Annotated in this window: 18 protein-coding genes; 8 read left to right on the top strand and 10 right to left on the bottom strand. The window is 74.3% G+C overall.

The genetic code is table 11. The features are described from left to right. Nucleotides 1-78 precede the first annotated feature (78 nt). The 7 genes from ACGH2B_RS21220 to ACGH2B_RS21190 all read right to left on the bottom strand — a co-directional run bounded on the left by ACGH2B_RS21220 (nt 79) and on the right by ACGH2B_RS21190 (nt 8,879). Nucleotides 79-1,404 carry an MFS transporter gene (locus tag ACGH2B_RS21220; protein ID WP_399092065.1) on the bottom strand — a complete coding sequence of 442 codons (1,326 nt, stop codon included), beginning with the start codon at nt 1,402-1,404 and terminating at the stop codon, nt 79-81. A gap of 440 nt (nt 1,405-1,844) precedes the next feature. Continuing rightward, nucleotides 1,845-2,603, bottom strand: coding sequence for a TfuA-like protein (locus ACGH2B_RS21215; protein ID WP_399092062.1), 759 nt, complete (start codon nt 2,601-2,603; stop codon nt 1,845-1,847). Nucleotides 2,604-2,615: 12 nt separating this feature from the next. After that, on the bottom strand, nt 2,616-3,878 hold the full coding sequence (locus tag ACGH2B_RS21210) for a YcaO-like family protein (protein WP_399092059.1): 1,263 nt from the start codon (nt 3,876-3,878) through the stop codon (nt 2,616-2,618). After that, nucleotides 3,875-5,287, bottom strand: coding sequence for a radical SAM protein (locus ACGH2B_RS21205; protein WP_399092056.1), 1,413 nt, complete (start codon nt 5,285-5,287; stop codon nt 3,875-3,877). The genes ACGH2B_RS21210 and ACGH2B_RS21205 overlap by 4 nt, the downstream gene beginning before the upstream one ends. A gap of 175 nt (nt 5,288-5,462) precedes the next feature. After that, the gene (locus ACGH2B_RS21200; protein ID WP_399092053.1) at nt 5,463-5,621 is read right to left on the bottom strand and encodes a hypothetical protein; all 159 of its coding nucleotides are present in this window, start codon (nt 5,619-5,621) and stop codon (nt 5,463-5,465) included. Nucleotides 5,622-5,837: 216 nt separating this feature from the next. After that, nucleotides 5,838-6,779 carry an SDR family oxidoreductase gene (locus ACGH2B_RS21195; protein ID WP_399092050.1) on the bottom strand — a complete coding sequence of 314 codons (942 nt, stop codon included), beginning with the start codon at nt 6,777-6,779 and terminating at the stop codon, nt 5,838-5,840. Between the two features lie 186 nt (nt 6,780-6,965). Beyond that, a complete protein-coding gene (locus tag ACGH2B_RS21190; RefSeq protein WP_399092047.1) occupies nt 6,966-8,879 on the bottom strand; it encodes a hypothetical protein in 1,914 nt (637 codons plus the stop codon). Nucleotides 8,880-9,146: 267 nt separating this feature from the next. Between ACGH2B_RS21190 and ACGH2B_RS21185 the strand changes: the two genes are divergently transcribed. From ACGH2B_RS21185 to ACGH2B_RS21175, 3 genes are all read left to right on the top strand, one after another. Then, nucleotides 9,147-9,665 carry a DUF4240 domain-containing protein gene (locus tag ACGH2B_RS21185; RefSeq protein WP_399092044.1) on the top strand — a complete coding sequence of 173 codons (519 nt, stop codon included), beginning with the start codon at nt 9,147-9,149 and terminating at the stop codon, nt 9,663-9,665. A gap of 51 nt (nt 9,666-9,716) precedes the next feature. Then, nucleotides 9,717-10,598, top strand: a complete 882-nt coding sequence (locus ACGH2B_RS21180) for a TIGR01777 family oxidoreductase (RefSeq protein WP_399092041.1) — start codon at nt 9,717-9,719, stop codon at nt 10,596-10,598. Between the two features lie 580 nt (nt 10,599-11,178). Further along, nucleotides 11,179-12,468, top strand: coding sequence for an FAD-dependent oxidoreductase (locus tag ACGH2B_RS21175; protein ID WP_399092038.1), 1,290 nt, complete (start codon nt 11,179-11,181; stop codon nt 12,466-12,468). 124 nt (nt 12,469-12,592) lie between these two features. Here the strand turns inward: ACGH2B_RS21175 and ACGH2B_RS21170 are convergent, their stop codons facing one another. Next, nucleotides 12,593-14,047, bottom strand: a complete 1,455-nt coding sequence (locus tag ACGH2B_RS21170) for a regulator (protein ID WP_399092035.1) — start codon at nt 14,045-14,047, stop codon at nt 12,593-12,595. A 394-nt stretch (nt 14,048-14,441) separates the two neighbouring features. Between ACGH2B_RS21170 and lipB the strand changes: the two genes are divergently transcribed. From lipB to ACGH2B_RS21150, 4 genes are all read left to right on the top strand, one after another. Continuing rightward, on the top strand, nt 14,442-15,266 hold the full coding sequence (gene lipB, locus ACGH2B_RS21165; protein WP_399092032.1) for a lipoyl(octanoyl) transferase LipB: 825 nt from the start codon (nt 14,442-14,444) through the stop codon (nt 15,264-15,266). A 124-nt stretch (nt 15,267-15,390) separates the two neighbouring features. Beyond that, on the top strand, nt 15,391-16,341 hold the full coding sequence (lipA, locus tag ACGH2B_RS21160) for a lipoyl synthase (protein WP_399092029.1): 951 nt from the start codon (nt 15,391-15,393) through the stop codon (nt 16,339-16,341). Between the two features lie 202 nt (nt 16,342-16,543). Beyond that, nucleotides 16,544-16,759 (top strand): hypothetical protein, encoded by a 216-nt coding sequence (locus tag ACGH2B_RS21155; RefSeq protein WP_399092026.1) that lies wholly within the window; start codon nt 16,544-16,546, stop codon nt 16,757-16,759. Nucleotides 16,760-16,769: 10 nt separating this feature from the next. Next, on the top strand, nt 16,770-17,462 hold the full coding sequence (locus ACGH2B_RS21150) for a DUF4191 domain-containing protein (RefSeq protein ID WP_399092023.1): 693 nt from the start codon (nt 16,770-16,772) through the stop codon (nt 17,460-17,462). A gap of 406 nt (nt 17,463-17,868) precedes the next feature. On the opposite strand, the gene ACGH2B_RS21145 is transcribed toward ACGH2B_RS21150, so the two are convergent. Next, complete coding sequence (locus tag ACGH2B_RS21145; protein WP_399092020.1) at nt 17,869-18,336, bottom strand: RDD family protein; 468 nt, start codon at nt 18,334-18,336, stop codon at nt 17,869-17,871. A gap of 246 nt (nt 18,337-18,582) precedes the next feature. On the opposite strand from ACGH2B_RS21145, the gene glnA reads away from it, so the two are divergent. Further along, the gene (glnA, locus tag ACGH2B_RS21140) at nt 18,583-19,992 is read left to right on the top strand and encodes a type I glutamate--ammonia ligase (RefSeq protein WP_399092018.1); all 1,410 of its coding nucleotides are present in this window, start codon (nt 18,583-18,585) and stop codon (nt 19,990-19,992) included. 464 nt (nt 19,993-20,456) lie between these two features. Here glnA and ACGH2B_RS21135 read toward each other — a convergent pair whose 3' ends face one another. Then, entirely contained in the window at nt 20,457-23,735 is a 3,279-nt protein-coding gene (locus tag ACGH2B_RS21135; RefSeq protein WP_399092014.1) for an AfsR/SARP family transcriptional regulator, read from the bottom strand. Nucleotides 23,736-23,943 lie beyond the last annotated feature (208 nt).

Below are 23,943 nucleotides of genomic sequence, written 5' to 3'. Positions count from 1 at the left end.
TCCCGTACACCGGCTCCGCCCGGCGGTCCCGTACAACGGGCCCCATACGGCGGTCCCGTACGGTCGGCGGCCGTTCTCTCAGTCCCGGGCCGGGCGGGTCGCGCGGTGGCGGGTCGTGACGAACTGGGCGGCGGCCACGGTCAGGCAGAGGGCGGCGACGGCGAAGGGGGCGCGGTTTCCGGCGAGGTAGGCGAGGGCGCCCGCGAGGACGGCGCCGAGGGGGACGGCGCTCATGGAGAGGGTGCGGTAGGCGGCCATGATGCGTCCGCGCAGGTCGGCGGGGGCGTGTTCCATCAGGAGGGTCATCCCCGGCACGTTCCAGAGTCCGGCGGTGAAGCCCTGGAGGGCGACGCAGCACAGGGCGACGGGGTAGCCGGGGGCGAGGGCGAGCCCGGCGAACGCGGCGATCTGGGTGAGCACCGCGGCCCGGGAGACGCGCTCGGGCGGCATCCGGCGGATCAGCCGTCCGGCGAGGAAGTTGCCGCCGATCATGGCGGCGGCGGCGACACCGGCGAGCGCCCCGAAGGCGACCCGCGGCATCCCGAGGGTGTGCAGGGCGAAGAGCGGCATGATGCCCGCGGAGAGCCCGGAGGCGAGGTTCATGATCCCGACGGTCAGGGTGAGGGCCCGTACCAGCGGGGTGGTGGCGATCCAGCGCAGTCCGACCCGTACGTCGGCGCCGATCGAGGAGCGGCGGCGGCCCGCGCCGGAGGCGGCTCCGGTCTCCGCCGCGGGCGGGCAGGGCGGCAGCCCGCGGACCGCGGCGGCGGCGCCGAGGAAGCACAGGGCGTTCCCGGCGAAGGGGAGGAACGGCTGCCAGGTGAAGAGGGTGCTGCCCGCGGGCGCGCCCGCGAACTGGCCGATGCCGTTCTGCGCCATGCTCAGCCGCGCGTTGGCCTGCCCCAGCGACTCCTTGGGCACGAACGCCGGGAGCAGGCTGTTGAAGCAACTGTCGGAGACGGTCTGCAGGGTGGTCAGGGCGAACGCGCAGCACAGCACCAGCGCGACGGAGAGGTGCCCGGTCAGTGCGGCGACGGCGAGTCCGGTGGCGAGCAGCGCCCGCGACAGGTCGGCGGTGAAGAAGGCCCGGCGCTTGTCGCAGCGGTCCACCAGCGCCCCCGCGGGCAGCCCGAACAGCAGCCAGGGCAGCACCGACGCCGCCGCGACGGCCGAGACGACCCGCGGGTCCCCGGAGAGCACCGTGGCGGCCAGCGCGAACGCCGCGGTCCGCCCGGCGTCGGCGAACCGCGTCGCGACGGCGGCCCCGAGCAGCAACCGGAACCGGCCGCCGAGGGCGGTGCCGGGAACCGCGGCGGGGCGGGTACGCCCGCCGTCGCCGGACACGGTGGCGGAGACGGCGGCGCGGTGGGCGCTCCCGCCGTCGCCGGGAGCAGCGCCGGACACGGCGGCGCGGTGGGCACTCCCGCCGTCGCCGGGAGCAGCGCCGGACACGGCGGCGCGGTGGGCACTCCCGCCGTCGCCGGGAGCAGCGCCGGACACGGTGCCGGATGCGGCGCCCCGGCAGGGACTCCCGCCATCATCACCCTCGTGACCAGGGAACTTCCCCGGAGCGTCACCAGGGACATCGGCCAGGCGGCCACCGGGGTTCCCGGCCGGGCGGCCACCGGAGTTCCCGGCCGGGCGGCCACCGGGCCCCCTCATCGGCACGTCACCGGAGCCCCCCGCCGGAACATCACCGAGGTTCCCGGCCAGGGCCTCACCGCAGGCTCCGGCCGGGACGTCGTCGCAGGCTCCGGCCGGGACGTCACCGGAGGCGCCGGCCGGCCCCGGCCCCTCCCCCGGCCCGTCCTCGGGTCCTTCGCCGGTGCGGGTCGAGGGGCCGCTCACCGGCCGTCCCGCTCCGTGCCGGGCACCGCCTCCGGGTCGAGCAGGGCCGCGTACCCGGCCGGGACCGGCGCCGCGTCGTGCCGGGGTGCGGGGATCCGGCCGGTGAGCACCGTGCTCACCGCGGCCTCCGCGTCGGCGAGTTTGACGTCCCAGACGCGGCGGGCGGACGGCTCCAGCAGTCCGCGCGCGGCGTCCGCGGCGGGTCCTGGCAGCGTCGCGTCGGCGGCGCGGCGCAGCGCGGCGAAGGTCCGCCGCCGGAAGTGCAGCTCCCGGGCGGCGGCGAGGAAGCGGTCCCGGTCGGCGGCGTCGGCGCCCCACCCCGCCAGCAGTGCGGTCAGCCGCCGGACGTTGACGAGCGGGACGGTGAGCGGGCCGTAGTCGTCCGGGTCGTAGAGGAGCGCGACCTCGTCGTCGCCGACCAGGTGGCCCGCGGCGTAGGCGGCGGCGACGGAGCCGAGTCCGGTCATGCCGAGCGGGGCGCACTCCGTGGCCCGCAGCGCGCCCATGCTGGCGGCTCCGTAGATCCGGAACCCGGCGTCGAGCGCCTCCCGGATCTCGGTGAGCGTCACCGCCTGGGACTGGCCGAACTCCCCGTCGATGACGAGGAGTACGGCGCCGGGCGCGAGGCCGGCGGCGACGGTGCGCAGGTCACCGGCGCGTACCGGCGGCCGCAGGAACGGTGCGAGCGGCCCGGTGAACGGCGAACCGGCCAGGCTGGGACCGGCGAAGACGGCGAGGGTGTCGGACACGTCCATGGGCGGGTGGGGTCAGCTCCTGTGTGCGGGGGCGGTGGCCTCCCGGAGGGCGGCGGCCATCCGGCGGCCGATGCGTCCGGGCTCCTGATGGCAGAACTCCAGGCCCGGGACGACGGCCCGGACGACGGAGAACGGCAGTTCCGGCAGGGTCAGATCGGTGGCGTAGACGGAGGTGAGACCGGCGCGGGCGAGCCGGTCACGGACGGCGGTGAGGTCTCCGGTCAGGCTGCCGGTGCTCAGGTCGGAGTGGTCATCGTAGGGCCGGGACGGCCAGCCGTCGGCCCAGGCGTCCATCCTCTCCCGCGCCTGCCCGTACCCCGCGTCACGCCGGGCGACGTGCTGGGCGATGTCCTCCCGGCCGCCGGAGATGATGCTCAGCCGGGACTGCGCCGCCTCGGTCAGCGCGCGGTGGAGGGCGACCCGCGGGGAGAGGTGGCAGCCCGCGCCGCCGTTGAGGAGCAGCGGATCGCCGGCGCGGCGGTCGTCGGTGGTGACGTAGAAGACCGGCAGGCCGATGTCGTGGGAGAAGGAGAAGACGCGGACCGCGATGCCCTGGTCGTGGAAGCGGTCGACGAGGGCGGCCGGTTCCGGCGGCAGGGAGCCGAGGGGGACGGCGTGGCCCTTGCGGAGCACTTCGCCGAAGGCGGTGGCGTCCCGTTCGACCAGCTCGTACAGGGCGTGCAGGACCGCTTCGGCGGGGCTGTTGCCGGCGGCGAGGCCGTCGGCGGAGCGCAGCAGCCAGGGGTGGGGTGAGGTGTACGGCCAGAAGGCGGTCTCGGCGGGGAGCAGGGTCGCCTCGCCGGTGGCGAGGTTGCGGTACGGCCACCATTCGAGGGGGTCGTCGAGGGTCCAGGGGGAGGCCCGGTCGGGGATCAGGGCCTGCGGGTGGAGGACCTTGTGGGTGCGGGCGAGGGCGTGCAGGGTGCCGACCGGGCCGCGGCGGCCGTGCTGTTCGCCGCAGTACCGTTCGACGGCTTCCATCAGGGCGGAGGCCAGGGCGGCGGTACGGCCGACGCCCTTGCCGCAGGTGACGGTGAGGTTCCCGGCGGCGGCGCGGGGGCGCAGCGTGTTGAAGACGGGGATGCCGAGGGTGTCGAGGCCGGTGATGTCGGCGACCCGGGAGATCCCGGCCCGGCGGCGCTGCGCCCAGGCCAGGTCGACGGTGTCGTCGAGCGTCCGTACCCGGTGGGTGCCGGCGTAGACGTGTTTCGGCCCGGAGTCCGCGCCGGTCAGGAGCGCGTCGAGCGGGGCGGTGGCGGTCTGCGGGGCGGTCATACGCGGTACGGGGAGAGGTCGGTGTGGGCGTACGCCGCGTCGTTCGGGGTGATGCGGGAGTACTGCTGGGAGACGACGGCGCGCAGGACGTCGGGGCGGCGGGCGGCGACGTCGGCGAGGACGTCGAGGGTGAGGCCGATGAGGGATTTGCGGTGGCGGCAGGTGGGCGGGAGCGTCCCGGTGTATCCGGCGCCGGCGGCGTGCGCGCGGTGGTAGCACTCGCCGCCGCAGACATGCTTGGCCCAGCAGGAGTTGCAGGGTTCGCGTTCGTCGACGCGCTGGAAGAACGGCTGGCGGACCTCGGCGATCGGCAGGCCCTGCCGGACGTCGCCCATCTCGAAGGAGCCCTCTTCGAGGAAGTGGTGGCAGGGGTAGAGGGTGCCCGTGGGGCCGACGGCGAGGGCGTTGCGCCCGGCGGAGCAGGGGTACCACGAGCCGGTGCCGCGGCCGCGGAGGACCAGCTTGCCGAGGAAGCCTTCGAAGGGCATGACGCCGATGGCGGTGCCCTCCAGGAGCCGTTCGCGGTACCACTCCAGGAGTTTGATCATCTCCTCCTCCTCGGCGGCCGCGATGCCGTGCTCGTCGTACATGGGCTGTACGTGGATCTCGTTGAAGCCCAGGTCGAGCAGGTAGCGGTGGAGGGCGACCAGCGGCGTCGCCGGGGAGCTGACGGCGCGGACGCGGAGGATGTGCTGGGTGCCGGAGTCGACGAGGCGGCGGATGTTGCGCAGCACCGCCTTGGAGGTGGGGCGCCCGGAGAGGTAGATGCGGTGGGTGTCGTTGAGGTCGGGCGGACCGTCGAGGCTCACGACGAGGGAGACGCCCTCGTCCCCGGCCCAGGCGATGGTCTCGCGGTTCATGAGGGTGCCGTTGGTGTACACCGCGAAGGACATCCGCTGGCCGGTGACGGCGGAGCGCTCCCGGGCGTACGCCACGGACCTGCGCAGGATCTCCTTCTCCAGGAGCGGTTCGCCGCCGACGAAGAGCATCTGGAGGGCGGGCGCCTCGGTCTGGGCGAAGAGCGCGTCGATGCTGGCCTTCGCGGTCTCCCAGGTCATTCCGGCGGGGACCTCGGAGCCCTTGCGGTCCTTGAGGTCCAGCTCGTTGTAGCAGTAGGTGCAGCCCATGTTGCAGTGGTAGGTGTTGCCCACGATGAGCTTGGTGACGGCGGTGCCGCCGAAGTCCGGGGGCACCAGCGGGGCACACGCCTCCAGGGCCTGTTCGACCTTGGCCCAGACGGCCCGGTCCTGGTCGCTGAGCGGGAGTTCACCGTGGCCGAGGTGGGCGTAGTGGGCGGCGCGTTCGGCGAGACCGGAGTCGACCCGGGCGAACGTCAGACGGTCCGGCTCCAGCACGATGCTGCGGCCGTCCTTGAGAGTCGGCAGCGTGACGCGGTTGTCGGGGGCCATCGGCAGGTGCACCTCCTGTGGGTCCCGGGGCCGGCGGGGCGCGGCCGGCACCGGCGCCGCCGGGCGGCGTGCGGACGGGGAGCGCGGCGGGCGCCGCGGCTGTGCGCACCGGACGGGGCGTGCCGTCCGGTGGCGGGGCCCGCGCGAGCGGGCCCCGCTCCGGCGTCGGCCTGGATCAGACCGGCGAGTTGCAGAGGACGACGGGACGGTGGAAGCCGTCGCTCTCCGGGTCGATGCCGAGGGTGTCCCAGTCGACGGTGACGATGTCGCCGCCCTCGATGTTCGCCTCGGCCACGGCCTCGTCGGCCGGCCTGCTGTCGGTCACCACGGACATGGCTGCGCTCCTTTCACGGGATGTGGTCTCGCTCGGGAACTTGCGCCACCGAGCGTGCGGCATATGACGCAGCCGCGCCAGGAGGCCGCACGTTCTGGCGAAAAAGCGCCCCTCCTTCGGCAGGTTCCGCGGACGTGACCGGAGGGCGGCGGGCAGGCGTCCGGCCGGTGCGCGGGGTACGGGGCCGCCCCGTACCCCTACCGCAGCCGCGGTCCGCTACCGGTACTCGTCCGCCGTCCCCTTCTCCCCTCCGAGCACCACGTTCTCGAAGTAGCCGAAGCCGTCGGGGCGGGAGCCGTCGGTGTCGGTGAAGCCGTAGACCTGGGCGAGCCGGCCGCTGGAGAGCGACTGTCCGGTGAAGCGGGCGCGGTCGGGATCGGCGGCGAGGGCGGCGACGGCGCGGCCGACGAACACCGGTGATTCGGCCACCGCGAAGTGCGGCTCCTGGGCGATGGCATCCCGCCAGTTCTCCTCGGTGACGCCGAAGTGGTCGAGCATCTCCTCGGAGCGCAGGAAGCCGGGGGTGAGCGAGACGACCGTCGCGCCGTACGGCTCCGTCTCGGCGGCGAGGCCGAACGCCATGCGGTGCGGGGCGTTCTTGGCGAGGTCGAAGCAGAGGTTGCCGCGGTAGGCGCGGTTGAAGGCGGCGGTGCCGTCGGTCATGTCGACCAGCAGACCGCCGGGGCGGCGCAGCAGCAGCGGCAGCGCGTGATGGCTGGTGACGAGGTGGGTCTCGACGCCGAGGCGGAGCATCCGCAGGCCGTCGGCGAGGTCCAGCTCCCACAGCGGGGTGTCGAACTTCAGCAGGTGGTCGCCGCCCCACACGCTGTTGACCAGGATGTCCAGCCGTCCCTGCTCCCGGTCGACACGGGCGACGAGCGCGGCGACCTGCTCCGGTACGAGGTGGTCGCAGGGGACCGCGATGCCGGTGCCGCCCGCGGCGGTGACCCGTTCCGCGGTGCCCTCGATCGTCTCGCCGGGGCGTCCCACCTCGCTGACGTGGTCCCGGGTGGTGCGGCCGGTGACGTACACGACCGCACCGGCCCGGCCCAGCTCCACGGCCATCGCCCGGCCCGCGCCCCGGGTCGCCCCGGCCACCAGCGCCACCCGCCCCGCCAGGGGCCCCGTGCCCGCCGCGCCGTTCCGTTCCGTCGTCATCCCTGCCACTCCTCGCCGTGTGCGGTGTTCCGTACACGGCGACCGTGCCAGCGATACCCGACATCTTCTGTCAGGTATCGCCGGGACCTGCGGAAGTTTCCCTCCGGGGCGGTCACGTACGGGAGGACGGCGGCGTACGGGCGGGCCGCCCGGCGGTGGTCCGCGCGGGCCGCCCGGCCCCGCCTCTCACGGCCGCAGCGCGTGCAGCAGCCCTCCGGAGCGCAGCACCCCGGCGACCCGGACCGGGGCGTTCGCCGGGACGGCGGCGGCGAGGGTGGTGGCGCGGGTGGTGCGGTGCACCGCACCGGTGAGGTCGAGGCCGCGCACCACGGGGCTGCCCGCCGCGAGCAGGTACCAGCGGCCGGAGGCGGCGCGCCAGCGGGCCGTGCCGACGACCGCCTGGCCGTACGGGCTGCACGCGGCGGTGTCCCGGGCGCGGCCGACGATCCGGGCGGGGCGGCCGGACCGGGCCGGACCGGGGTCGAACTGCACGGTGACCCGGCCCGGTCCGCGCCAGGTGTCGGCGCGGCTGCACACCCAGTCGGCGGTGGTGCCGTCCTCCGGCAGCCGCTGGCGGGCGTAGACCCAGTTGTTCACGGACCGGACGCCGGCGCCCCGCTCCCGGCGCAGTGAGCAGGCGGTGCGGGCCCAGCTCAGCAGCGCCGCGCGGCCGGTCGCCTCGGCGGGCGGCGCGGCGGTCGGCCCGCCGTTCCCGGCCGGGCCGTACGTCAGGTGGACGGGTGTGAGGTCGCCGAGGTCGGTCAGCAGGAAGCTGTGCCGGTCCGTGATCCGCGCCGAGGAGTGCAGGCGCGCCACCGGCCACCGCCCGCAGGCGGCACCGTCCGCGGGCGGTGCCGGAATGCGGTCGGTGACGCCGTCCGGGGCGACGTGCAGCACCTTCTCGGGGGCGCCGGGCCGCAGCAGGTCGCGGGTGGTGGTGTCGGTGATCCACGGGGCGATGAGATAGCGCATCCATCCGGTGCCGCGCCCGATCACCAGCGCCCCGGAGGTCGTCAGGTCGGCGTCGTCGACGCGGGCGAACTCCAGCTCCGGCGGGGCCCCTTCGGGCTCGGCGTACCGCACCAGCCGGTCGCCGTCGTGCAGCACGACCACCGTCACGCCGTCGATCACCCCGGCGTAGAGCAGCCTGGGCGGCTGGTCCGGCGGCCGGGTGGAGGTGCCGTCGGCGGCGGTGACGCGGACGTCGCCGCCGGGGTCGCCCCAGACCCGCAGGGCCCGCCCGAGGAGCGCCGTGTCCCCGGCGTACTCGCCCCGCGGCGACCAGGCGGTGAAGTCCACCCGGGAGGTGTCGGCCCACGCGTCGTCGGGGGCGCGGACCAGGTGCTCGGGGTCCATCACCTGGCGGGCCCGTACGGCGGCCGGGTCCGGCCGGGCGGGCGGCGTGGCGGCGTCCGTCCCGCCGACGGCGGTGAGCAGCGCCGCACCGGCCGTCAGGACGGCGGCGGCGGCGATCGCGACCCGCCGGCCCTGGCGGCGCCGGAGCAGATCGGTGGGGCGCGCCTGGACGGTGCAGGGGTCGAACTCGCCGGAGTTCAGCAGGGCGGCGGTCCCCGGGCCGAGGTCGCGGACGAGGGCGGCGGCGGCGCGCTGCGCGGCGGCCGGGTCGGCGACGCCCGCCGCGTCGAGGACCCGGGCGGCCTCGTCCTCGTCCAGCTCCTCCAGGTACCCCAGGGCGACGGCGGCGCGGGCGGGGGCGGAGAGCGCGGACAGCGCCTGGTCCAGGGCGAGTTCGTCGGCGCCGCCGGCCCGCGGGAAGAGCCGCAGTCCCCACACCAGCGGCAGCGGCGAGCGCCAGCGCGGCGGTTTCGCCTGGGCGAGCGCCAGTTCCAGGACGCGCGAGCGGACGAGCGGATAGCCCGGTTCGGGCCGCGGGCTGCGCTGTCCGGGGAGCACGGCGCGGGCCCGTTCGCGTCCGGTGGACGGCAGGGCCCGCTGGACGATGCCGTGGGCGGCCAGCACCCGGCGGTGGCGGCCCATCGCGGGCGGCAGGACGAGGTGGGCGAGGCGCACCAGACGCGGGTAGTGCTCGACGATGGCCGCCTCGGCCCGCTCGACATCGGCGCGGGTTCGTTCGTCCATGGGCATGGCGTGGAAGCGCCCTTCAGGGATGGGGTCTGCCGATCGGGTACCGGAAGGTGCCGGGGGTTGCCAGCCTTCCAACGAGTGATTCTTGCACCGGTCACCCCGCCGTTGATCAACAACTCCGGGACCCGTCCCGCGCGTACCGCCGCATCCTGGGCATTCCTCCCGCACCCGGTCCCGGCCACCGGACGGGCGCCGCCGCACGGGTGGCGGCGGGCCGTTCCACATGCGTGCGCCTGCGTCAGGCCCGATGCTGGAGCGGTGATGGACGAGACGGAGTTCTGGGAGCTGATCGACGCCTCCCGCGCGGCGGCCGGAGGCGATCCGGTCGACCACGCCGACGAGCTGACCGAGCGGCTGCTGGCCCGCTACCCGGAATCCGTCCTGGACTTCGCCCGCCACTTCGAGGCCCGCTACCACCGCGCGTACACCTGGGACCTGTGGGCCGCGGCGGCGGTGCTGCTGGACGGCGCGAGCGACGACGTCTTCGACGCGTTCCGCTGCTGGCTGATCGGCCAGGGCCGGGAGACCTTCGAGGGCGCCCTGCACGACCCCGACGAACTCGCCGTACTGATCGGCGAGTTCGACGAGGAGACGGACGGCGACGGCGAGGAGCTGGGGTACGCCGCCGATGACGCCTACGAGCGACTGACCGGCGCGGAGCTGCCGGACCTCGGCCTGCCGCCGCAGTCCGCCGAACCGCTGGGGGCGTACGTCGACGTCGACGACGACGCGGCCCTGGAGGCCCGGCTGCCCCGCCTGTGGGAACGCTTCCGCGGATAACGGGGCGCGGCATCCCCCCGGGGGCGGATGCCCGGCAGGCAGTATGGCGCCATGCGGATCGCGATCACCGGCTCGACCGGTCTCATCGGCTCAGCTCTCGTCCGGTCGCTGCGGGCCGACGGGCACACCCCCGTACGGCTGGTGCGGCGGCCGCCCGCGGCCCCCGACGAGGTGCGCTGGGATCCACGACGTCAGGAGGTGGACACCGCCGGGCTCGCCGGGTGCGAGGCGGTGGTGCATCTGGCGGGCGCGGGCGTCGGCGACCACCGCTGGACCGCCGCGTACAAGCGCGAGATCCACGACAGCCGGGTGCGCGGCACCACCGCCGTCGCCACGGCGCTGGCATCGCTGGACACCCCGCCGCGGGTCTTCGTCTGCGCCAGCGCCATCGGCTACTACGGCGACACCGGCGCCCGCCGCACGGACGAGACGGCCCCGGCCGGCGAGGGCTTCCTGCCGGGGGTCTGTGTCGACTGGGAGGACGCGGCGGCCCCCGCCGAGGAGGCCGGCATCCGGACGGCCTTCGCCCGCACCGGCCTGGTGGTGGCCCGTTCGGGCGGCGCCTGGGGGCGGCTGTTCCCGCTGTTCCGGCTGGGCCTGGGCGGCCGTCTGGGCGACGGCAGCCAGTACTGGAGCTTCATCTCCCTGCACGACCACATCGCCGCCCTGCGCCATCTGATCGACGGCGACCTCGCCGGACCGGTCAACCTCACCGCCCCGGAGCCGGTGACCAACCGTGAGGTGACGGCCGCGATGGGCCGGGTGCTGCACCGCCCGACGCCGTTCCCGGTACCGGCGGCGGCCCTGAGACTGGCCCTCGGCGAGTTCTCCGCAGACGTCCTCGGCAGCCAGCGGGTGATCCCCCGCCGCCTCCTGGACGACGGCTTCACCTTCGCCCACCCCGGCATCGAGCAGGCGATCCGGGCGGCGTGAGGCCACGTCGCCGGGGCGGAGCGGGGGCGGCGGGTCCTCGCCGGGCGGCGAGGGACCGGCGGGGCGCCGGACCCGTACGGGCAGCCACGGACCGGCGGGGCGCTTGACCACCGGATCCTTACGAGCGGCGAGGGGCTTGACCCACCGGAGCCTCACCAGCGGCGAGGGGCCGGCGGGGCGCCGAACACCGTGAGCCCGGCGACGGGCCGGGCCACCGGGCCCCGTACGGGCGCGGGCCTCGATGCCGGACCCGTTCGGGCAACGACGGGCCTCGGCGCCGGCCCCGTTCGGGCGGCGACGCGCCCGCTCCCGGCCCCGTAGCCGCTCCCCGCCACCTCCCCTACCGGGAGGTGGCGATCCGGTTCCGGGCGCTCCCGGCCCCGTAGCCGCTCCCGCCCCATGGGCCACGGCCCCGTCCCGGCGGCGGCGGTCGTGGCCCCGGCGCGCGGTCCGCTCCGACGCGCCCCGCGCGATCCCTGGCCGCCCGGCGCGGGCCGTCCCTACCGTGCCTGGACACATCATCCGGCGTCCCGTGTACCGGCCCGGTGCGGGCGGGCGGGACCGATCTGAGGAGGGGCTCGTGCAGCGCACCTCACCGGCCGTGGACGCGGTCATCGTGGGGGCCGGCCCTGCGGGGCTGGCCGCCGCCCGTCAACTGACCGCCGCCGGGCTGACGGTCACCGTGCTGGAGGCCGCGGAGCGGATCGGCGGGCGGTCGGCCACCGACGACGTCGACGGCTTCCTCCTGGACCACGGCGGCAGGCCGCTCGTCGCCACACCCGGCCTGCTGCGCACCCCCGGCCTGGAGACGCTGAAGCTCTGCCGGTTCGCCCCGTGGATCGGGCTGCACAACGGACGGCGCGCCCAGCGAGTCAGCGCACTGCGGAGCACAAGGGGCGCACTCGCCGCCGCGCGCGCCCTTTCGCGCGCCGACCGGCATCCGGAGCGCCCCCAGGACCGGCGTATGGACCGCCTCGGCGACCGTACGGCCCCCGACCGCCCGGCGGCCGACGCGCTGTCCGGCCGCCCGGTCTTCGCGCCGCGCGCCCACGACGCGTTCCTGCGGCCGCTGCTCGGCGTCCTGCTGGGCGATCCGCGGCTGGGCGGCTCCAGCCGCGGCGCCGCGCTGGCCCTGCGGGCGTTCGCCGAGGGACGGCTCTGCCTGCCCGCCGGGGGCGCCGCCGCGCTCCCCGCCGCGCTCGCCGCGGGCCTGCCGCCCGGCACCGTCCGCACCGGCGTCCGCGTCACCTCCGTCGCCACCACCTCCGTCACCACCGCGGACCACGGCGAGGTGCGCTGCCGCGCGGTGGTGGTCGCGACCGGCGCCCGGGACGCGGCGGCGCTGCTGCCGGGGCTGCGGGTCCCGCCGTTCCACCCGGCGACGGTGCTGCACCACACCACCCCGCCCGGCCACGGCCCGCGCCCGGCGGGCCCGCGCGAGACACCGCTGCTGCTGACCACGCAGTCGCCGCTGGCCTGCAGCTACGCGGCCGGCGCCATCGACCCGTCCCGCGTCCCGACGGGCCGCACCCTGCTGACGACGGTGGTGCTCGGCGCCCCCGCCGCGCTGCCCGCCGCCGCCCTGGACGCGGCGGTCCGCCCGCAGCTCGCCCGGGTCCACGCCACCGCCACCACCGACTGGGAGCTGCTGGCCGTGCGGCACACCCCGGCGGCGATCCCCGCGATGCCCGCCCCGCACGACCCGGAGCGGCCGGTCCGGGTGCTCGCCGGGCTGTACGTGTGCGGCGACCACCGCGGCATCAGCACCGTGCAGGGCGCGCTGGACTCCGGCCGCCGTGCCGCCCGCGCCCTCCTGACCGACCTCGGCCTGCCCGCCACCGAACCGGCCGCCCTGCACACGGCCGCCTGACCCGACCGGCCCGCACCACCCCGAGGCCGTGCGGGCCGGTCGCCCAGGACCCGAGGACCACGACGGCCCGCACCGCCACGAAGGCGGTGCGGGCCGTTCGGCCCGGCGGGCGGACCCCGCCGTCTCACCCCAGGGCCGCCACCCGGTCCCGGTACCCCCGGACCGGCGCCGCGTCGCGGTACGGCTCCAGCCGCCGCTCGAACTCGGCGACGTACTCATGGGCGCGCACCGAGCGCATGTCGGCCGCCTGGAGCGCCGCCTCCGCGCCGAGTGAGCACGCCTGCTCCAGCTCGCCCAGGGCCAGCCGGGAGGTGGCCAGCACCACCCGGCAGAAGAGGCGGCTGCGGGCGAAGCCCGGCGCCCGCAGCTCCAGGGAGCGCTCGGCGTGCTGGGCGGCGGCCCGGAACTGCCGCAGATCGCGGTGGCAGTGGGCCAGCTCGTCGGCGAGCTGCGCCGCGTCGAAGAACCGCGCCCAGTGCGGCGTCTCGTCACCGGGCCGGGCGACCTCCAGCGCCCGCTCGGAGCGCGACAGCGCCGCCGTGCAGGCCCGTACCTCGCCCATCACGCCGTGGCCGCGCGCCTCCGCCGCGTGCAGCAGCGCCAGCACGGCGGGCGGCGCCGCGCCCCCGACCCCCTGCTGCGCCACCCGCGCCAACTGCACCGCCTCCCGGCCGTGCCCGAGGTAGACCGCCTGCCGGCTCATCGTGACCAGCACGTACGAGCCGTACGCGCGGTCCCCCGCCGCCTGCGCCAGCCGCAGCGCCTGCACGAAGTACCGCTGTGCCAGCCCGTGCGCCACGATGTCGTACGACGTCCAGCCGGCCAGCCGGGTCAGATCGGCGGCCGCGGCGAAGAGCTTGCGGCCGGTCGTCTCGCCGTACGTGCCGCGCAGCATCGGCTCGGCCTCGTGCTCCAGATAGCGCACCAGGGCCTGGCGGGCGTGGCCGCCGCCGTAGGCGTGGTCCAGCGCGCGGAACAGCTCGCCGACCGAGCGCAGCGCCGCGATGTCCCCGGCGGTGACCCGGGCGCCGCCGACCCGGTCGAGATGGTCGGTGCGGCGCTGGCGGGGCACCACGATCCGGCCCTGGAGCGGGACCCGGCCGGTGCCGTCGGGGGCCAGCTCGCCGCGGGCCACCCGTTCGTCGGGGCGGCCGATGAGCCAGTCCCGGCTGGGCACCACCAGCCCGGCCGGGGTGAAGGCGATCTTGCGCAGCTCGGCGTGGCTGCCGGAGTCCTTGCGCCACAGACCGCTGACGATGTCGACGGCCTCGGTGGGCGTCGAGGCGAATTCGAGCCCGGCGTAGACGGGTGCGCAGGCGTCCAGGCCGAGGTCCTGGGCCGACAGGCGGCGGCCCAGCTTGCGGGTGAAGACCTCGGCGATCAGGGCCGGGGTGGTGCCGCGCGGCTGCTGGCCGCGCAGCCAGCGGGTCACGGAGGTCTTGTCGTAGCGCAGGTCGAGGCCGTGCTCGATGCCGAGCTGGTCGACGCGCCTGGCGAGTCCGGCGTTGGAGAACCCTGCCTCGGCGATGAGGGCGGCCAGTCGGCGGTTGGGCGTGCGGTGCGGGGGTCGTTCCGTCATCAGCTTTACCGGTCTCCTGCCTTCCGGGCCGGGCCGCCGGGCCCGGCTGACCCTGTCCGGCACGCTCGTCGCCCTTGTGGAACGGCGCGAATGTAACGGCCTTCCGGCCTCTTCTGGCCGCCTGAGCACCGCGTTCATCCGATCGTGTGAGCAGGGAGCATGCACTCCACGGCGAGGTTCACCCGGCTCACGCCCCCGCCTTCCCTACCCGCCGGCCGGTTTCGCCGGTCCGTCCCGCCGGGGTCCCCCGGCCACCGGCCGCCGCACCCCGCGGCCGTACAGTGGCCTGGGCGCGAAGTGGCATCGGACATGCAGACGCCCGCATCGAACGGATGCGGCGGAACTGCATCGAACGTCGCAGCACGCTGCGACAGAAGTGCGAAGAGGAGCTGCCGTGACTGCGATCTCTCGGGGGGAGACCCCCGCACCCGAGGGGCTGCGCTTTGTGCATCTGGGCTTCGGCGCCGACGCCGTGCCGTACGAATCGGCGTGGCAGGAACAGCGCCGGGTGCACGCCGCCCGGTTCGCCGACGAGGTCCCCGACACCTGCCTGCTGCTGGAGCACCCGCCGGTCTACACCGCGGGCCGCCGCACCGCCGACGACGAACGTCCGCTGGACGGCACCCCCGTCATCGACGTGGACCGCGGCGGCAAGATCACCTGGCACGGCCCGGGCCAGTTGGTGGGCTACCCGATCCAGAAGCTGCCGCGCCCGGTCGACGTCGTCGCGCACGTCCGCCGCCTGGAGGAGGCGCTGATCCGGGTCTGCGCGGACTTCGGCGTCGAGGGCACCCGCGTCGAGGGCCGCAGCGGGGTGTGGGTGCTCGGCGACCCGGTCGAGCAGCGCCCGTCGCTCGGCGGTCTCCAGCTCGACCTCGCCCCGCAGACCGGTGAGGACGACGACGAGATGTACGACGCGCGGCTGCGCGGCCCCGAGTACGCGCCGTCCAACGCCGGGCAGCGCGGTGAGGACCGCAAGCTCGCCGCGATCGGCATCCGCGTCGCCAAGGGCGTCACGATGCACGGCTTCGCGCTGAACGTGAACCCGGACAACACCTCGTTCGACAAGATCGTGCCGTGCGGCATCCGGGACGCCGGGGTCGCCTCGCTCTCCGGCGAGCTGGGCCGCGAGATCACCATCGCCGAGGTGCTGCCCTCGGTGGAGAAGCATCTGCGGGACGTCCTGGAGGGCGCGGAGCTCCTCCCCCGCGCGGTCTGAGCACCGTAAGGAATGCGGACCTCGTATCCGGGGTTGGCGAGCACGTAAAGACGTGCGAAATACCGGGCGTACCCTGGTGTACGCCGCTGAATCGAATGCCGCGATAGCAGAAAGGGGCGCCGACGTGTCCGCTGTCGCACCCGACGGACGCAAGATGCTGCGCCTGGAGGTCCGGAACAGCCAGACCCCCATCGAGCGCAAGCCCGAGTGGATCAAGACCCGGGCGAAGATGGGCCCCGAGTACAACCATCTGCAGGGCCTGGTGAAGAGCGAGGGCCTGCACACGGTCTGCCAGGAGGCGGGCTGCCCCAACATCTTCGAATGCTGGGAGGACCGCGAGGCGACCTTCCTCATCGGCGGCGACCAGTGCACCCGGCGCTGTGACTTCTGCCAGATCGACACCGGCAAGCCGCAGGCGCTCGACCGCGACGAGCCGCGCCGCGTCGCCGAGTCCGTGCGGACCATGGAGCTGCGCTACGCCACCATCACCGGCGTCGCCCGCGACGACCTGGAGGACGGCGGCGCCTGGCTCTACGCCGAGACGGTCCGCCAGATCCACGCCGCGATGCCGGACACCGGCGTCGAGCTGCTGATCCCCGACTTCAACGCCGACCCCGACCAACTGGCCGAGGTCTTCTCGTCCCGCCCCGAGGTGCTGGCGCACAACGTCGAGACGGTCCCGCGGATCTTCAAGCGCATCCGCCCCGGCTTCCGCTACGAGCGCTCCCTCAAGGTCATCACCGAGGCGCGCACGGCCGGGCTGGTCACCAAGTCCAACCTGATCCTGGGCATGGGCGAGACCCGCGAGGAGATCAGCGAGGCGCTCCAGGACCTGTACGACGCGGGCTGCGAGCTGATCACGATCACCCAGTACCTGCGGCCCTCCGTGCGCCACCACCCCATCGAGCGGTGGGTCAAGCCCGCGGAGTTCGTGGAGCTGAAGGAGGAGGCCGAGGAGATCGGCTACGCCGGCGTCATGTCCGGTCCGCTGGTCCGCTCCTCGTACCGCGCGGGCCGGCTGTACCAGCAGGCGATCGAGCGGCGCGAGGTCGAAGCCTCCACTCAGGCGGTCTGAGCCGCCCCGGCGTGCCACTTTGTGAAACCTGGCACATGCTGAGGAGGACGCGGCCCGCACTCCCCCAGGCCGGGGGCGCGCGGGCCGCTTCCTCGTCGCGCCCGGGCGTGACCGGCGGGTCATCCGCCGGAAACACCCGCCGGTGACGATGGCCCCACACCCCGCGTCCGCCCCGCCGACCTCCCCGAGGGAGACCCACACCATGCAGGCCGCGCCGCTCCGCGCCACCGCACGCCCCGTCCCGTCCGTCACCGGAGCGCTCCGCGCCGTCGAGGCGCTGCTGCTCGGCGGCGGGCAGCGCACCGCCCGCCGCAACGCCTGGAACTCGGTCCTGGAGGACCGGCGCCGGGCCGGCGAACGGCAGGAGGCGCAGGACGTACTGGAGGCCGCGGCGACCCGCCGTCCGCGGGCCACGTAAACTTCTTGGTATGGCGAGGAAGGCAAACACAGACGGCGCTGGCGCCGGCACCCCCGGGCGGCTGAAGCAGATCGCCCAGACCTACAAGATGACCCGTCGGGTCGACTCCAAGGTCGGTCTTGTCGTCGTCGGCGTGGGCATCGTCGTGTTCGGCGTTCTCCTCGCCGTCGGCTTCGCGATCGGCCACCCCGTCTACGCGGGCATCCTGGGCTTCGTCCTGGCCTTCCTCGCGATGGCGATCGTCTTCGGGCGCCGCGCCGAGCGGGCGGCCTTCGGGCAGATGGAGGGCCAGCCGGGCGCGGCCGCCGCGGTGCTGGAGAACGTCCGCGGCTGGACGGTCACCCCCGCGGTGGCGATGAACCGCAACCAGGACGTGGTGCACCGCGCCGTCGGCAAGGCGGGCATCGTGCTGGTCGGCGAGGGCAACCCGAACCGGCTGCGCGGACTGCTGGCCGCCGAGAAGAAGCGGATGGCCCGTACGGTCGCCGACGCCCCGGTCCACGATTTCGTGATCGGTGAGGGCGAGGACCAGGTCCCGCTGAAGAAGCTCCGCACCCGGCTGATGAAGCTGCCCCGGGTCCTGCCCGGCGCGCAGGTCACCGCCGTCAACGACCGGCTGCGCGCGCTCGGCGACCTGATGAGCAACATGCCGGTGCCGAAGGGCCCCATGAACATGCGCCCGCCGCGCGGCAAGATGCGCTGACCGTCCCCACCCGGCCGGGCCGCACACCCGGCCCGCCTCCCCCACCGGCCACGACGCCCCGGAGCCTTGAAGGCTCCGGGGCGTTCTGTATGGCGCGCGTGGACGGACAGGCGCGTGGACGGGGCCGTGGGCGGGGTGTGCGGCGTACGCGCCGCCTCCCGGTCGGATCCGTCGGCCGTACGGCGTTCCCCGGGGCGGGATCCCGTGGCCGTACGGTGTTCCCTCGCCGGAACCCCGTGGCCGTGCGGCGTTCCGGCGGTTCCCGCTGGTGCGGCGGCGGTCACGGCGTCCCGACGGTGGCCGAGGCACGGTGGCCGGTCACGGACCGTGAGATCACCGGCGCCACCGTTTCGTATACGTAACGAATACGGGCGGTGCGGCGGGCGGCGCGCGGGCGCCCGGGGCGTCAGATGCGGACCTGCACCGCGCGGCTGAGGCGGTCGTGGAGACCGCGGCCGTCGCGGTCCCAGATGACGGCGGGGATGACGATCACCAGCAGGACGGTGCGGAGCACCACGCGCGGCAGCGAGAGGCGGCCGCCGCCCTCCGCGACGACCCGCAGCCCCAGCAGCCGCTTGCCGGGGGTGAAGCCGACGGTGCCGACCGTCAGGACGCTCAAGACCGCGAAGACGACCAGCGCCCAGTTGCTCGCCGACTGCGCGCGACCGCCGCTGAGCAGCCCGTACGCGATGAGCATGCACAGCGCCCAGTCGATGAAGAGGGCGGCGAAGCGGCGGCCCGGGCGGGCGATCGAGCCGGGGCCCTCCTCGGGCAGACCGAGCTGCGCACCGCGGTGGCCGAACTCGACGCCCATGTCCTCGGCGGCCGCGCGGGGGCCGGAGATCCACGATCCGATTGCTTGCCTGTTGTCCACCCGTCCACCGTACTGTGACCGCGCCCCTTCCCCGCCCGAGGGGCGCCGCCGAGCGGCCGGATACGCCATGACCAGGCATGATCGGGAGCGCGGCGGACCGCGCCCCGGTTAACCCCGACGAAACAAATGGGTCATGCTTGGGAAATCACGTCTGCCTATGGTCGGGCAAGCGCGCCACCCCAAAGGTCGCGCTCCGTGCATCAGCCCCGCGTCCGCCGACCGGTGACCGGGCAAGGAGGAGTAGGGATGTTCCAGAACGCCGACGACGTACAGAAATACCTCTCGGACGAGGACGTCAAGTTCATCGACGTGCGGTTCTGCGACCTGCCCGGTGTGATGCAGCACGTCACGATCCCGGCGAAGGCGTTCGACCCCGACGAGGAGCTGGCTTTCGACGGCTCCTCGATCCGCGGCTTCCAGGCGATCCACGAGTCGGACATGTCGCTCCGCGCCGACCTGTCGACGGCCCGCCTCGACCCGTTCCGCCGCGACAAGACCCTGAACATCAACTTCTTCATCCACGACCCGATCACCGGCGAGCAGTACAGCCGCGACCCGCGCAACATCGCCAAGAAGGCCGAGGCGTACCTCGCCTCCACCGGCATCGCCGACACCGCCTACTTCGGCCCCGAGGCGGAGTTCTACGTCTTCGACTCGGTGCGCTTCGACACCTCGGCGAACGCGTCCTTCTACCACATCGACGCCGAGTCCGGCGCGTGGAACACGGGCTCCGAGGAGAACAACCGCGGCTACAAGGTCCGCTACAAGGGCGGCTACTTCCCCGTCCCGCCGGTCGACCACCACGCCGACCTGCGCGCCGAGATGTCCCTGGAGCTGGAGGCCGCCGGCCTGCAGATCGAGCGCCAGCACCACGAGGTCGGCACCGGCGGCCAGGCGGAGATCAACTACAAGTTCAACACGCTGCTCGCCGCCGCCGACGACCTGATGCTCTTCAAGTACATCGTGAAGAACGTCGCCTGGCGCAACGGCAAGACCGCCACCTTCATGCCCAAGCCGATCTTCGGCGACAACGGCTCCGGTATGCACGTCCACCAGTCCCTCTGGCAGGGCGGCAACCCGCTCTTCTACGACGAGCAGGGCTACGCGGGCCTCTCCGACACCGCCCGCTACTACATCGGCGGCATCCTCAAGCACGCCCCGTCGCTGCTGGCCTTCACCAACCCGACGGTGAACTCCTACCACCGCCTGGTCCCCGGCTTCGAGGCCCCGGTCAACCTCGTCTACTCGCAGCGCAACCGTTCCGCCGCGATGCGCATCCCGATCACGGGCACCAACCCCAAGGCCAAGCGCGTCGAGTTCCGCGCCCCGGACCCGTCGTCCAACCCGTACCTCGCGTTCTCCGCGCTCCTCCTCGCGGGCCTCGACGGCATCAAGAACAAGATCGAGCCGGCCGAGCCGATCGACAAGGACCTCTACGAGCTGGCCCCCGAGGAGCACGCGGGCGTCCAGCAGGTCCCGACCTCCCTCCCGGCCGTCCTCGACGCCCTCGAGGCCGACAACGAGTACCTCCAGCAGGGCGGCGTCTTCACCTCCGACCTGATCGAAACCTGGATCGACTACAAGCGCACCCACGAAATCGCCCCGATCCAGCTCCGTCCCCACCCGCACGAGTTCGAGCTTTACTACGACCTGTAAAGGCACCGGTTCGGTAAGCCGTCGGCTGCGCCCTCCTGTCACGGAGGGTGCGGTCGGCGGCTTTTGCGTGGGCTGGACCCGGGCTGGGGAAATTTGAGATTTCCGCCGTTTCCTCGGAGGAAAACCCCATAGGCATATGCCTGAAAAATATGCCAGGAGCATTCCCAGCCGATTAGAATTCGATCATGCGCTGGGGTACGTTATCGCCCCCGCTGGTGATCACGGACACATCTGAAATTTCCGTTTCCGGCGGGGTCCATGATGGGTTCACACCGAAAGACGGCCTATTTTGTTTCACATAACTTTCCGCGCTGCCGTGATCCGCTTCGCCTCGTGCGCCGCGTTCACGGTGGCACTGGCCGGCCTCGCGGCGACTTCCGCGTCGGCCGCCGCGCCTGCCGCGACCATGCCCTACCGGGCGGCGCCCCTGTACCACTGCGATCAGGTGATGTGGTGACGGCGGTTCACCGGGTCCCGGACCGCTGAGCCTTCGTCCCCGTCGGCTCCCGGACCGGTGCCCCTGGTTCGGGAGCCGGCAGGCTCTGCCGCCCGAGCAGGCGGCGGAGCGCGTCCGCCTCGGCGCGGGCGCCCAGCCGGTGGTAGGTCATCAGGGCCCGTTCCGCGTAGGGGCGGGCCGTTTCGCTGCCGTGGAGATTCAGGTGGGTGCGGGCCATTCCCGCCAGGGCGTGGGCGGCGTCGAGCGGGAAGTCGAATTCTCGCGCTATGCGGAGCGCGTCGTCATAGGTTTCCAGGGCCGCCTGCCATTCCCCGGCCAGACGGTGCGCATCGGCCCGGCCGACCATGGCGCGCTGCCGCTCGTAGACGTTGCCGAGGCGCAGAGCCAGGTCCTCCGCGGTGCGGAGGTGGCGCATCGCCTCTTCCGTCCGGCCGGTCGCGGCGTGTACCCGGCCCAGCCCGATCAGCGAGTTCATCTCCCCGACGGCGTCGCCGCGGGCGCGATTGCTGGACAGAGCCCGGCGGAAGAATGCCTGGGCCTGGTCGATCTGGTTCATTCCGAGATGGGCATCGCCCATGTTGTTGTCGAGGATCGCGGCCTCTCGTCGTCCGCCGAAGCGCTGGACCAGCTTCAGGGACTGCTCGTAATGGTGCAGGGCCTTCTCCCTTTTGCCCTCGTGCATATGAATTTCGCCCATGTTGTTGAAGGCTTTGGCCTGGCCGTGCAGATCGCCCAGGCCGCGGTGGATGCCCAGCATCTCGACGAAGCAGCGCATCGCCCGCGGGTAGTCGGCGCTGAAGATCAACGCCGCGCCCTGGACGTTGAAGCTCTCCGCCACGCCGTACCGGTCGCCGGTCGCGCGGTAGAGCTCCCGGGCCCGCTCCAGTGCGTGCCCGCAGTCGTCGCTGCGGCCGGCCGCCAGATGCGCCCGGCCGATCTGCAGGAAGGCGTCGGCCCGGCCGTGGTCGTCGCCGAGCGTCTCGAAGAGGGTGTACGCCTCAAGGGCGCAGCTCAGGGCCTGTACGTGGTCCGACTGGGCCAGGACGTCGGCACGCGCCACCAGGGAACGGGCCAGCGTGGCCCGGTCGTCGGTGCCGCGCAGCACGGTGACGGCGGCGTCGAGCAGTTCGGCCGCCACCTCGCCCGTGCCCCACAGTTTGAGGGAGTGCACGAGGGTGAGCGGGAACAGGACGGCGAACTCCGGGAATTCGGCCGCCGCGGTGCGCGCCGCGGCCAGGAGGTTGGCGCGCTCGACGGTGAGCCAGACGGTGGCGCGGTCCGCGGCGCCGTCCCCGGGCACGGTGAAGTCCGGGGCGTAGGGGGATTCCCGCTCCAGGGCCGGGGTTCGCGGCCATCCCGGGTGGGCGGAGCGCTCGGCGCGGTCGGCGGCCGTCAGGTAGTAGGAGAGGAGTCCGCTCAGCGCCTGCCGGCGCGCGTACCGGGGGATCTCCACGCGGCACAGGCGGCGCCCGAAGGCCCGTAAGAGGTCGTGGAGTTGGTAGCGGTCGCGTACGGGTTCCTCGATGAGGTGCCGGTCCAGCAGGTCGTCGGCGGCGCGGCGGATCTCGTCCGGCGCCGCGGCGCACAGGGCGGCCGCCGCGTCGACGGTGATGTCCGGTCCCGGGTGCAGCGCCATGTAGCGGAAGAGCCGCCGGGCCGCCGGACGCAGGTCGACGTAGGAGAGCTGGAGCGCCGCGGTGACGCGTTCGCCCATCTCGTCCAGGGGGTCATCGGCGCGGCTCAGGCGTTCGGCGATGTGCTCCAGGTCCCAGGTGTCCCGGTGCCGCAGCCGGCCGGCGAGGAGTTGCAGGGTGAGCGGGTGTCCCCCGCATATCTGCATGATCCGGCGGAGAGCCGCGTCGTCCGTGGAGCGCCCCCGTCCGGCCACCCGGGTGAAGAGGGCGGACGCCTCGGGGAGCGAGAGTTCGTCGAGCAGCAGGTGGGTGGCGCCGTCCAGTTCGGCCAGGCGGTTGCGGCTCGCCACGATCGCCCGGCAGCTCGCGGAGCCGGGGAGCAGCGGGACGATCTGGTCGGCGTCCCTGGCGTTGTCCAGCACGACGAGTATCCGGCGGTGGGCGGTCCACTCCCGCCAGCGGGCCGTCTGTTCGTCGAAGGTCTCCGGGAGCGGATCGGGGCCACCGGCGCTGCGCAGAACGGGGACACCGGCGCTGCGCAGGAGGAAGGCGAGCGCCTCGGCGGGTTCGTACGCGGGCTGGTCGCTGTAGGCGCGGAGGTCGACGTAGAACAGGCCGTCCGGGTAGGCGGCGCGCAGGCGGTGGGCCGCGTGGATGATGAGGGCGGTCTTGCCCACACCGGGCATGCCGTGGACGACGGTCAGTGGCAGGGCGGTGGTGTGGCCCTCGTGCGGCGGGGTGGCGAGCAGGGTCCGCAATTCGACGGCGCGGCCGGTGAAGTCCTTGGTGTCGCGGGGCAGGGTGCTGCTCGGCGCGGGCCCGGGGGCCGGGCGCGCCTCGGAGGCGGGGGCGGGGACGGGGTCACGCTCCGGCCGGGGTGCGGGGGGTGCGTCGAGCGCGGCGTCCTGCGCGAGGATGCGGCTCTGGAGGGTCCGCAGCTCCGTCCCCGGGTCGATGCCGAGCCGGTCGCCGAGGAGGTGCCGGGTGGTGGCGTACAGCTCCAGGGCCTCACCGTCGCGGCCGGAGCGGTAGAGGGCCAGCATCAGGGCGGCGACGGCCCGCTGGGCCAGGGGGTTCTCCGCCACGAGGTCGCGGAGTTCGCCGATCAGGTCGGTGTGGCGGCCCAGTTCCAGTTCCAGGTGGATGCGTTCCTCCTGGAGGGAGCGGCGGTCCTCGGTCAGGCGCGCGCCCGCCGCCGCGGCCCAGGCTCCGGGGAATTCGGCGAGCGGGTCGCCGCGCCACAGCGCCTGGGCGCATCGCAGCCGGGCGACGGCCCCCTCCCGGTCACCGCGCGCCGCCGCCGCACGCGCCTCGGCACGGATGCGCCGCAGGCGGTAGAGGTCGACGTCGTCGGTGTCGGCGACACGGAGCCGGTAGCGCCGTGGCGAGACGAGATCGATCCGGGCCCGGTCGCCGACCGCGTCGGCCAGAAGGGCGCGCAGTCGCGACAGGTAGCTCTGCAAGGTGGCGACGGGGGTGTCGGGGACGTCGTCCTCGCCCCAGACGCGGTCGACGAGCGTCTCCACGCCCACCGGCTCCCCGTACGCGTACAACAGGGAAGCCAGCACGTGGCGGGCCTTGGGAGAGCCGAGCGGCCACTGGTGGCCGTCGTGCCACAGTTCGAGCGGCCCCAGTAACAGAAGTTCCACCATCGCCCCCTGATGGTTCGCCTTCCCACCCCGGTCCGGAGGTCACCGGACGCCTGAGCGGGGTTCATCTCAACTGTTGCCCGGAGCCGGAGGGACCGGAGGGGGTGGGCAGGGGCGCACCGTCGCGCCAGGGGCGCACGTGCCGCCGGCGGCTTCCGCGCGTGCCGTCGGCGGGTTCTCCGCGGCGCTGACCGGCGGCTCAGGAACCGTA

The sequence above is a fragment of the Streptomyces sp. BBFR2 genome, from assembly GCF_044497305.1.
GTDB lineage: Bacteria > Actinomycetota > Actinomycetes > Streptomycetales > Streptomycetaceae > Streptomyces.
The sequence above is the reverse complement of the archived record's forward strand: the minus strand, read 5'-3'. Positions and strand labels throughout refer to the sequence as shown.

Coding starts and splice junctions, on each gene's coding strand:
- ACGH2B_RS21215 (WP_399092062.1), bottom strand. CDS start 2,603: ATGGACGTGTCCGACACCCTCGCCGTCTTCGCCGGTCCCAGCCTGGCC.
- ACGH2B_RS21210 (WP_399092059.1), bottom strand. CDS start 3,878: ATGACCGCCCCGCAGACCGCCACCGCCCCGCTCGACGCGCTCCTGACC.
- ACGH2B_RS21205 (WP_399092056.1), bottom strand. CDS start 5,287: ATGGCCCCCGACAACCGCGTCACGCTGCCGACTCTCAAGGACGGCCGC.
- ACGH2B_RS21200 (WP_399092053.1), bottom strand. CDS start 5,621: ATGTCCGTGGTGACCGACAGCAGGCCGGCCGACGAGGCCGTGGCCGAG.
- ACGH2B_RS21195 (WP_399092050.1), bottom strand. CDS start 6,779: ATGACGACGGAACGGAACGGCGCGGCGGGCACGGGGCCCCTGGCGGGG.
- ACGH2B_RS21190 (WP_399092047.1), bottom strand. CDS start 8,879: ATGGACGAACGAACCCGCGCCGATGTCGAGCGGGCCGAGGCGGCCATC.
- ACGH2B_RS21185 (WP_399092044.1), top strand. CDS start 9,147: ATGGACGAGACGGAGTTCTGGGAGCTGATCGACGCCTCCCGCGCGGCG.
- ACGH2B_RS21180 (WP_399092041.1), top strand. CDS start 9,717: ATGCGGATCGCGATCACCGGCTCGACCGGTCTCATCGGCTCAGCTCTC.
- ACGH2B_RS21170 (WP_399092035.1), bottom strand. CDS start 14,047: ATGACGGAACGACCCCCGCACCGCACGCCCAACCGCCGACTGGCCGCC.
- ACGH2B_RS21155 (WP_399092026.1), top strand. CDS start 16,544: ATGCAGGCCGCGCCGCTCCGCGCCACCGCACGCCCCGTCCCGTCCGTC.
- ACGH2B_RS21150 (WP_399092023.1), top strand. CDS start 16,770: ATGGCGAGGAAGGCAAACACAGACGGCGCTGGCGCCGGCACCCCCGGG.
- glnA (WP_399092018.1), top strand. CDS start 18,583: ATGTTCCAGAACGCCGACGACGTACAGAAATACCTCTCGGACGAGGAC.
- ACGH2B_RS21135 (WP_399092014.1), bottom strand. CDS start 23,735: ATGGTGGAACTTCTGTTACTGGGGCCGCTCGAACTGTGGCACGACGGC.